We start from the raw sequence: 9,620 nt of genomic DNA, 5'->3' as shown, positions 1-9,620 counted from the left end.
GATGCGCCGTGGCCTAAAGTCGACGAAACGGCACTGGAGCAAGCCGAGATTGAGCTCGTGCTGCAGGTCAACGGCAAAGTGCGCGGCGCGCTGACGATCGCGAAGGATGCCCCGCGCGACGCCATCGAGGCGGCGGCGCTCGCGCACGAAATGTTCGCGCGCTTCAGCGAAGGCAAGTCCCCGAAAAAGATCGTCGTGGTTCCGGGACGCCTGGTGAACATTGTCGTTTGAGGGGAGAGGGTCGGGTGAAGCGCCGTTTCGCTGCAATGGATGGGAATATTCAGGAGCTACTGTGATTCGCCGATCGTTTCTCGCTTTCGCGTGCGGCGCGCTGACGCTGAGCGCGTGCGGATTCAAGCTGCAGGGGCAGCAGAACTACGCCTTCAAGCGGCTTGCGATCGTGGGTGCTGCGCCGCCCGTCGCTGCGCGCCTCACGCGCATGGTGGAAGGCGGGAGCGACACGGTCGTCGTCAGCTCGCCCGCCAATGCGGACGCGATTCTGACGGTGAGCGAAGGCCGCGGCCAGTTGACGCTCACGCTCAATTCGCTGGGCATCGCCGAGGAGTATCAGCTCAACTACTCGCTGAATTACACGCTCATCGGCGCTGACGGCACGGTGTTGCTACCGGGGAGCGTTATCGCGCTCGATCGCGCGATGACCTACAGCGACAAGTACACGCTGGCGAAGGCGCAGGAAGCGGATCTGCTTTATGCCGACATGCAGAACGACGCCGTCAATCAGCTGACTCGGCGCTTGGCCGCCGTGCGCTCGCTGCACCCCACGCCAAGTCAGCAGATTCCGGCCATTGTGCCGCGTGCGCCGCTGCCGCCGCCGCCGCTGTAATTTCGCCTTGGGTCTTTAGCCGCCGGTATAACCGACACGATGCAATTGCGACTCGACGCGCTTGAAGCGCATCTCGCCAAGGGGCTCGGAAGCCTCTACGTCGTCTATGGTGACGAGCATCTGCTCGCGCAGGAGGCGTGCGACCGCATTCGCGCGGCGGCGCGTGCAGCCGGCTTCACCGAGCGTTCCGTCTTCACCGTTGAGCGCAGTTTCGACTGGAGCTCGCTCATCGGCGCAAGCCAATCGATGTCGCTCTTCGGCGAGCGTCAGTTGATCGAACTGCGCATACCGTCGGGCAAACCCGGCAAGGACGGCGCCGATGCGTTGAAAGCGCTCGCGTCGGCGGGCAATCCCGACGTGTTGATGATGGTGACGTTGCCGCGGCTCGACGCCGCTACGCAGAAGGCCGCGTGGTTTGCGGCGCTCGCCGATGCGGGTGTCGCATTGCGCATCGATGCGGTGGATCGGGCGCAACTGCCGAACTGGGTGGCGCAGCGGCTTGCGCAGCAAGGACAGCGCGTCGCGGCCGGCGAGGAGGGGCGCCGCGCGCTGCAATTCATCGCGGAGCGCGTCGAGGGCAATTTGCTCGCCGCGCACCAGGAAATTCAGAAGTTGGGGCTGCTCCATCCGCCTGGCGTGCTGACATTCGAGCAGGTGCACGACGCCGTACTCAACGTCGCACGGTACGATGTCTTCAAGCTCAATGAAGCGATGCTGGCGGGCGACGTGGGTCGCCTCTCGCGCATGGTGGACGGCTTGAAGGGCGAAGGTGAAGCGGCCGTGCTCGTCCTTTGGGCGTTGACCGAAGAGCTGCGCACGCTGCTCAAGATCAAGCGCGGCATGGCCGACGGCAAGCCGCTCGCCACGCTGCTGCGCGAAAACCGTGTATGGGGGCCGCGCGAACGGCTGATCGGGCCGGCGCTTTCGCGGTTGAGCGAGGCACAGCTCGAAGAGGGCCTAGCACTTGCCGCTGGACTCGACCGCCAAGTGAAAGGGCTTACCGGGACGGCACCGAGCAGTTCGGGGCGTGAGGCACTGCCCCCCGATCCATGGGACGGGCTGTTCGAGCTTGCCGCGCTGGTTGCGGCACCGGGCAAGCGCTCGTCGGCCGGTCCGCGCGCTGCGGCATGAGTGCCCCCGCAATTCGCCGGGTTCCCCTTACAATCGATGAAACCTCTTTGCCCCGCGCGGTGCTTTAGCCTATTGCGCGACTTGCGAGAATGACGATGGATATCGACGAGTACATGAACGGCGTCGGCCGCCGAGCCCGCCAAGCGTCTCGCGCCATGGCGCGAGCCGCGACGGCTGCGAAAAATGATGCCCTCGAGGCGATTGCGCGTGCGATCGAGCGCGAGGCGACGACGCTGAAGGAGGCGAACGCGCGCGACGTCGAGCGTGCGCGTGAAAAAGGGTTCGACGCCGCGTTCATCGACCGCCTGACACTGTCGGACAAGGCGCTAGCGACGATGGTGGAAGGCCTGCGCCAAGTCTGCGCATTGCCAGACCCGATTGGCGAGATCGATGGGCTCAAGTATCGTCCGACCGGAATCCAAGTCGGGCGCATGCGCGTGCCGCTTGGCGTCGTCGGGATCATTTACGAGTCGCGCCCCAACGTCACGATCGACGCCGCCGCGCTGTGCTTGAAGTCAGGCAACGCGACGATTTTGCGTGGTGGCTCCGAGGCGCTCGCGTCGAACACGGCACTCGCGGCATTGATTGGCGAGGGGCTCGCGGCGGCGGGATTGCCGCGCGATGCCGTGCAGGTCATTGAGACGGCAGACCGCGCCGCGGTCGGCAAGCTCGTCACGATGACAGAGTACGTCGACGTCATCGTGCCGCGCGGGGGCAAGAGCCTCATTGCGCGGCTGATGGAGGAGGCGCGTGTGCCGATGATCAAGCATCTCGACGGCGTATGTCATGTCTATGTCGACGATCGCGCCGATATCGCCAAGGCGCTCGTCGTTTGCGATAACGCGAAGACGCATCGTTACGGCACCTGCAACACGATGGAAACGCTGCTTGTCGCGCGCGGGATCGCACATGCCGTGCTGCCGCCGCTTGCGCGCCTCTTTCGCGAAAAGGGGGTCGAGCTGCGTGTCGACCGAGCGACGCGTGCTGTGCTGGAGCCGGCATGCGGCAACGATGCGCCGCCGCTGGTGCTTGTCGATGCGACCGAGGAGGATTGGCGTACCGAGTACCTCGCGCCGGTGCTTTCGATCAAGATTGTCGACGGTATGGACGCCGCCATCGAGCACATCAACACCTACGGCTCAGCCCATACCGACGCGATTCTGACCGAAGACCACGATCGTGCGATGCGCTTTTTGCGTGAAGTCGATTCGGCCAGCGTGATGGTCAACGCATCGACGCGCTTTGCCGACGGCTTCGAGTATGGGCTTGGCGCCGAGATCGGCATTTCCAACGACAAACTGCACGCGCGCGGTCCAGTGGGGCTTGAAGGGCTGACATCGCTCAAGTACGTCGTGCTCGGACACGGCGAAGTGCGCCAGTAAGCGGCCAGCCGAGTCTCAAGAATAACGAACCCGTCACACGAAACAAACAATCGGCGCTCAACAATTGGCGATGCTCTGGATCAAAACGTTTCACATCGTCCTCGTGGCCGGCTGGTTCGCGGGGCTCTTTTATCTACCGCGCATTTTCGTCAATCTCGCGATGGAAACGGAGCCGGCAGCGCTCAGCCGGCTTCTCACGATGGCGAGGAAGCTCTTTCGCTTCATGACGTTCATTGCCGTTCCGGCGCTGGCGTGCGGGCTTTGGTTGTGGCTCGTCGTCGGCATTGGCACGGGTCAGGGGTGGATTCACGCCAAGGTCGGCGTGGTCGTATTGCTGATTGCCTATCACGGCTACTGCGGACGTCTGCTCGCCACTTTCGAGCGCGGTGAGAACCGCCGCTCGCATCGCTGGTACCGCTTCTTCAACGAATTGCCCGTGCTCGGCATGTTGGCGGCCGTCGCGCTCGTGGTCATCAAGCCTTTCTAAGACGAAGCGCGCTCGCGTGCCCATCGCTGGGGCCGTCGGCGAGTCGGTGCATCGAGCACTACGCTTTGAGGTCTTGCGATGGTATCGACGCTCGTTCGGGCGACCGCCTTGTCTGCCCATCGCGAGGTGGTCGCCTCGATGCTGCGTCGCGATTGGCAGCCTGGAACCTTTGCGCTTCTTGCGCTGCGTAATTCATTTCGCACCGTCGATGCGGCGGCGGGCGATCGTCACCTTTGCGCGATTGAGCTTGTCGGCGAGAGCCGGCCCGCGCCGCAGCGCAACGCCGACAGCGAGGATGTCGCCGATTGCGAGATGCGATATGCGGGAGGTCATGGGCGAGAAGATATCCGTTTCCTCGACCACGTTGGCGATCAGGCTCACGGTGGCGATCTGCGCGAGCGGCGAGTTGCCCTGTGTGATGGCGATGACTTTCGCTCCGCAATCGAGTGCTGATTGAGCGGCATCGACGATGTCGCGCGTGCGCCCTGTATTTGAAATGGCCACGACGACGTCGCTGTCGTTGAGCAGCGCCGCCGACATCGCGTAGGTGTGCGGATCCCCGTATGAAACGCTCGGAATGCCAAGGCGGAAGAACTTGTGCTGGATGTCCTGCGCGGCGACGCCTGAGCCGCCGGCACCGTAGAACTCAATGCGCGACGCCTGCGCGAGCAACTCGATTGCCTTGGCGACGCTCGTGGCCGACAAGCTGTTGCGCACCTCCATCAGCGCGCCGATAGTGCGGTCGAACACTTTGGCGATCACGCCCGGCGCCGATTCGTCCGGACGCACGTCCCGATAGACGGACGGCACGCTCTGAGCGATGCTTTGTGCAAGACGAATCTTGAATTCACGGAAACCGCTGCAGCCGAGCGCCTGACAAAAGCGTGCGATCGTCGGCTGGCTGACGCCGACTCGCTGCGCGAGCTCCGTCATCGCGACGTCCAGGATCTCGCGCGGCGCATCGAGAATGTAGTCGGCCAGTTTGCGTTCAGACGGGCGCAGTTGAGCGCGCATCGCTTCGATTCGGGCAAGCATGGAATGAGGGCACGGTTTGTGCGGGGCAGTCGTTCATGGTCAGCAGTAATTGCTGGTGGTATGTACAAAATCTACATGATTTTTATCGGTCGGTCGATAGGGTAGGTACGCACGCTGAGGCGGATTTATTATCGGATAGGCCGTCGCTAGGGGCGGCGATGTGCTGCGCAGCCCGCAAGCGTCGGACATGACCAGGCTTGCTGTGATGTAGCTTTTCTACTAGACTTTGTGCGCCACTCATCCGTACGATCGGCGGATGCCGCTGTTGCCTCGCTGCTATCCGTTGGGGCTTTCGACCACCGCCGACATTCGAAGTAAGGAGCGTCTCGCCATGGTTTCGCCGCATCCCACGCTGATCGAAGTGACCGAGCGCATTGTTGCTCGAAGCCAGGCGACGCGCTCGGCCTATCTCGCGCGCATTGACGCGGCTCGCGGCCGGTTTCCAGCGCGCGGCGCGCTGTCGTGCGCGAATCTCGCGCATGGTTTTGCCGGGCTCGAGGGTAACGAAAAGCTCGCGGTGAAAGCGATGCGCGTGCCGAACGTCGGCATCGTGTCGTCATACAACGAGATGCTCTCGGCGCACGCACCGTACAGGGATTATCCCGACATCATCAAGCGCGCCGCGCAAGAAAACGGCGGGGTTGCGCAATTCGCGGGCGGCGTTCCGGCGATGTGCGATGGCATCACGCAAGGCAATCCGGGCATGGAGCTGTCGCTGTTTTCACGCGAGGTCATTGCCATGGCGACGGCCGTCGCGCTCACGCATAACATGTTCGACGCGGCACTCTTCCTTGGCATTTGCGACAAGATCGTGCCGGGGCTTCTCATCGGCGCGCTGCATTTCGGCCATCTGCCAGCGATTTTTGTGCCGGCCGGGCCGATGACGAGTGGCTTGTCCAACGACGACAAAGCGAAGATCCGTCAACAGTTCGCCATGGGGCAAGTCGGTCGCGATGCGCTGCTCGAGGCCGAAGCGGCCGCCTATCACGGGCACGGCACCTGCACCTTTTATGGCACCGCGAACAGCAATCAGATGCTGATGGAAGTGATGGGGCTGCATTTGCCGGGTGCCGCGTTCGTGCACCCGCACACGCCGCTGCGCGATGCGCTCACGGCCGCCGCCGCACACCGGGTGCTCGATTTGACGGCTGAGCGCGGCAACTACACACCGATCGGCCATGTCATCGATGAAAAGGCCATCGCTAACGGCATCGTCGCCTTGTTGGCCACTGGCGGTTCCACCAACCACACGCTGCACCTCGTTGCCATCGCACGTGCGGCCGGCATCGTCATCGACTGGGACGATTTCGATCGACTCTCGCAGGCCGTCCCGCTGCTCGCGAAGATCTACCCGAACGGCAAGGCCGACGTTAATCACTATCACGCGGCAGGCGGCATGGCGTTTCTCACGCGCAACTTGCTCGAAGGCGGGCTGTTGCATGAGGACGTGACGACCGTGGCCGGCCGCGGCCTCTCGCACTACACGCAGGAGCCGCGCCTTCTCGACGGTGCGCTGACGTGGGTGCCAGGCGCCGAGACGAGCGGGGATACTAACGTGCTGCGGCCGATCGGCGACCCGTTCCAGCCCGACGGCGGCCTGCGCCTGATGCAAGGCAAGGCCGGCCGAGGCGTGATCAAGATTTCGGCTGTCACGCCCGAGCATCGCGCTGTACGTGCGCCGGCCATCGTTTTCGATTCGCAAGAGGCCGTGCAGGCAGCGTTCGACAATGGCGAACTCAAGCGCGATTTCGTTGCAGTCGTGCGCTTCCAAGGGGCGCGGGCCAACGGCATGCCTGAGCTGCACCGTCTGACGCCTTTGCTCGGTGTGCTGCAAGACCAAGGCTTTCACGTCGCGCTCGTCACTGATGGGCGCATGTCGGGCGCATCGGGCAAAGTGCCGGCTGTCATTCATGTCTCGCCTGAAGCCATTCAAGGCGGCCCGCTCGGCAAGGTCCGTACGGGCGACATGATCGTTATCGATGCCGAGCAAGGCGTGCTCGACGTCGAGATCGATGCCGCGCTATGGGCTGCGCGCAAGGTCGACATGCCGAAGCACCAGGCCGAGAACGAAGTCGACTTCGGGCGCGAGCTGTTCGGGGTATTTCGGGCGGCGGCGATGCCAGCCGAGATGGGCGCCTCGGTGTTCGGGCCGCTCGTCGGTGAGCTGGCCGAACGACACGTCCACGCAACCCGGTAACGAGAGAGGAGTGCACATGAAAAAGATCGAAGACATCGTCCGCTTGGGACCTGTCATTCCCGTTCTTGCGTTCGATTCGGTCGAGCAAGGCGAGCACGTGTCGCGCGCGCTTCACGCCGGCGGCGTGAAGGTGCTGGAAATCACGCTGCGCACACCGGCCGGATTGCAGGCCATCGAGCGTGCGAGCCAGCTCGCACCCGATATCGTCGTTGGCGTTGGCACGATTACGAAGCCCGAGCATTGCGCACTTGCGAAAAAGGCCGGTGCGCAGTTCGGCGTTTCGCCGGGGCTCACCAAGGAGATGCATCAGGCGGCGCAGGATGCTGGGCTGCCGCTCTTGCCCGGCGTGATGACACCGACCGACATTCTGGTTGCGCTTGAACTCGGCTACGAAATCGTGAAGTTTTTTCCCGCGCAACAGGCCGGTGGCGTTGCGATGCTGCAGGCTTTCCAGGGGCCGTTCCCGACACTGAAGTTTTGTCCCACGGGTGGTATCACGGTCGACACAGCCCCCAGTTTTCTGGCGTTGCCGAACGTGGTCTGCGTGGGTGGTTCGTGGCTCACGCCGAAATCGGTTCTTGCCGCGCAGCAATGGGACGAAGTCACGCGCCTCGCGCACGGTGCCTCCGAGCTTGCTGTGCATCAGCGGTAAGCGTTCTATCGCGTCGTCTTCGCCCTGGCTGCGGTGCTTCGAGGTGGAAGCGGGATGATCGTCATCTTGATGGGCGTGTCGGGGGCGGGCAAGACAAGAATCGGCCAACTGCTGGCCGATCGGCTGTCGTGCACGTTTGACGACGGTGACGCGTTTCACAGCGCAGCGAACAAGGACAAGATGGCACGCGGCGTTCCCCTGACCGACGAGGACCGCTGGCCGTGGATGTCCGCAATCCGCGAGGCGATCGAAGCAAAGTTGCGCGCGGGTGAGGCGGCGGTATTCGCGTGTTCGTCGCTCAAGCGCATCTACCGCGATATGCTTCGTGGCGGTGTTGAGCATCAGAGCGGCGACGTCTGCTTTGTCTATCTGAAGGGTTCCTTCGAGCTGCTGCGCGAGCGGCTAGGTTCGCGAACCGGGCACTTCTTTGAGCCGTCGTTGCTGCGAAGCCAACTGGATACGCTCGAAGAGCCTGATGAGGATGAGGCGCTGACCGTCAGCATCGAATCCCGGCCCGAGGCGATCGTCGACGAAATCGTCAAGGGTCTGGCGCATCAGCCTCGGTCGATGCGTTGACCGACGGCGTGGACTCATTGACCACCTCGGCCGAATCGAAAATCAAAGGATGCCTAGAGCGCAATATCAAGTGGCTTGGCTCATCATGTCGGCCAACAACGCCCATCGCTCATGATCGCGCCACTCGCCGTTGATGCGAAGATACCGCGGCGAAAAGCCTTCTTTTTGAAAGCCCACCCGGCGTACGAGTGCAATCGATGCTGCATTTCCCGGTTGAATATTTGCTTCGAGGCGATGCAAGCCGAGGTCGCCAAAAGCGTAACCGACGGTGGCGCGCAACGCTTCGGTCATCAATCCTTTGCGGTTGAATTGCGACATCCCGTAATAGCCGAGATACGCGCTTTGAAAGCCACCTGCAACGATCTCGTTGATGTTGATAACGCCGACAATCTGATTCGAAGCAGTTTCGCGCGCGATAAGACCCACGTTGGGGCCCGTTAGGCACCGCGTGAACCAGCTGTCGAACCCCGCTTGATCCGTGAACGAGCCGACCCAAGGCAAGTGGTACGCCTGATTGGCTCGGTTGGCGGAAATCAATTCGGTGGCGTCCGCGGGGGTAACACGGCTGATTTGAACGGTGCTCATGGGACTTTGGGGACGTATTGTTTGATCCGACAAAGCGTATCGCGATCATGGCCGAAAGCAAAGCCAGCTTTCAGCCACAACCCCACGTGCCGGACAGCCGTCGTCCGACAAAAAACTCAAAGCATATCGCTTCGCCCGTGAGCGTCGCTGTTGCCAGACGGGCGCTTCGCCCCCGCGATCGTAAAGAGCCGAACGGCCTCCTCAAGGACGCCCGCCATATCGCCAAGACGCTGGGCCGTGGACGTCGCCTGCTCGACCAGCGCTGCGTTTTGTTGAGTGGCGCTGTCGAGGTGGGTGATGGCTTGGTTCACCTGGATAATGCCGTCAGCCTGTTCACCGCTAGCATTCGAGACTTCGGCGATGATGTTTGAAACCCGGCTGACGGCTTCGTCGATCGAGGTCATCTGCGATGTCGTACGCGCGATGAGTTCCGTTCCCTGCGACACTTCGGCGACAGTCGCATCGACAACCGTTTTGATCTCCTTGGCCGAGGCCGCACAACGTTGCGCCAGCATGCGCACTTCGGCGGCGACAACAGCGAACGAACGGCCGGCCGCACCGGCGCGGGCGGCTTCGACTGCCGCGTTCAAGGCAATGATGTTCGTTTGAAAAGCGATGCCGTCGATGACACCCGTGATGTCAGCGATGCGCTGCGAAGCCGACGTGATGCCCGCCATCGTGCGTTCGACCTGAGCCGCGATTTCGCCCCCGAGCGCCGCTGCGGCCTGAGC

Annotated in this window: 11 protein-coding genes; 8 read left to right on the top strand and 3 right to left on the bottom strand. The window is 62.9% G+C overall.

All coding sequences use genetic code 11. The annotated features are described in order from the left end of the window. From VL598_RS13695 to VL598_RS13675, 5 genes are all read left to right on the top strand, one after another. The coding region (locus VL598_RS13695; protein ID WP_325327271.1) for a hypothetical protein at positions 1-231 on the top strand (231 nt) is incomplete at its 5' end. 61 nt (positions 232-292) lie between these two features. Continuing rightward, the gene (gene lptE, locus VL598_RS13690) at positions 293-844 is read left to right on the top strand and encodes an LPS assembly lipoprotein LptE (RefSeq protein WP_325327270.1); all 552 of its coding nucleotides are present in this window, start codon (positions 293-295) and stop codon (positions 842-844) included. A gap of 39 nt (positions 845-883) precedes the next feature. Beyond that, positions 884-1,975 carry a DNA polymerase III subunit delta gene (gene holA, locus VL598_RS13685; RefSeq protein WP_325327269.1) on the top strand — a complete coding sequence of 364 codons (1,092 nt, stop codon included), beginning with the start codon at positions 884-886 and terminating at the stop codon, positions 1,973-1,975. 95 nt (positions 1,976-2,070) lie between these two features. Continuing rightward, positions 2,071-3,357, top strand: coding sequence for a glutamate-5-semialdehyde dehydrogenase (locus tag VL598_RS13680; protein ID WP_325327268.1), 1,287 nt, complete (start codon positions 2,071-2,073; stop codon positions 3,355-3,357). Positions 3,358-3,427: 70 nt separating this feature from the next. Beyond that, entirely contained in the window at positions 3,428-3,844 is a 417-nt protein-coding gene (locus tag VL598_RS13675) for a CopD family protein (RefSeq protein ID WP_325327267.1), read from the top strand. 192 nt (positions 3,845-4,036) lie between these two features. Here the strand turns inward: VL598_RS13675 and VL598_RS13670 are convergent, their stop codons facing one another. Next, positions 4,037-4,879, bottom strand: coding sequence for a MurR/RpiR family transcriptional regulator (locus VL598_RS13670; protein ID WP_325327266.1), 843 nt, complete (start codon positions 4,877-4,879; stop codon positions 4,037-4,039). A gap of 331 nt (positions 4,880-5,210) precedes the next feature. On the opposite strand from VL598_RS13670, the gene edd reads away from it, so the two are divergent. From edd to VL598_RS13655, 3 genes are read left to right on the top strand one after another with little or no spacing between them, the layout of a single operon-like run. Next, on the top strand, positions 5,211-7,076 hold the full coding sequence (gene edd, locus VL598_RS13665) for a phosphogluconate dehydratase (protein WP_325327265.1): 1,866 nt from the start codon (positions 5,211-5,213) through the stop codon (positions 7,074-7,076). A gap of 16 nt (positions 7,077-7,092) precedes the next feature. Next, the gene (gene eda / locus VL598_RS13660; protein WP_325327264.1) at positions 7,093-7,728 is read left to right on the top strand and encodes a bifunctional 4-hydroxy-2-oxoglutarate aldolase/2-dehydro-3-deoxy-phosphogluconate aldolase; all 636 of its coding nucleotides are present in this window, start codon (positions 7,093-7,095) and stop codon (positions 7,726-7,728) included. A gap of 54 nt (positions 7,729-7,782) precedes the next feature. Beyond that, a complete protein-coding gene (locus VL598_RS13655; protein WP_325327263.1) occupies positions 7,783-8,304 on the top strand; it encodes a gluconokinase in 522 nt (173 codons plus the stop codon). 66 nt (positions 8,305-8,370) lie between these two features. Here the strand turns inward: VL598_RS13655 and VL598_RS13650 are convergent, their stop codons facing one another. Next, complete coding sequence (locus VL598_RS13650; RefSeq protein ID WP_325327262.1) at positions 8,371-8,889, bottom strand: GNAT family protein; 519 nt, start codon at positions 8,887-8,889, stop codon at positions 8,371-8,373. Between the two features lie 116 nt (positions 8,890-9,005). Beyond that, positions 9,006-9,620 (bottom strand): methyl-accepting chemotaxis protein (locus tag VL598_RS13645; protein ID WP_325327261.1); only part of this gene is annotated, 615 nt, incomplete at its 5' end.

The sequence above is a fragment of the Trinickia sp. genome, assembly GCF_035492435.1.
Taxonomy (GTDB): domain Bacteria; phylum Pseudomonadota; class Gammaproteobacteria; order Burkholderiales; family Burkholderiaceae; genus Trinickia.
Note: the sequence above shows the minus strand (reverse complement) of the source record. Positions and strands in the feature narration are given on the sequence as shown.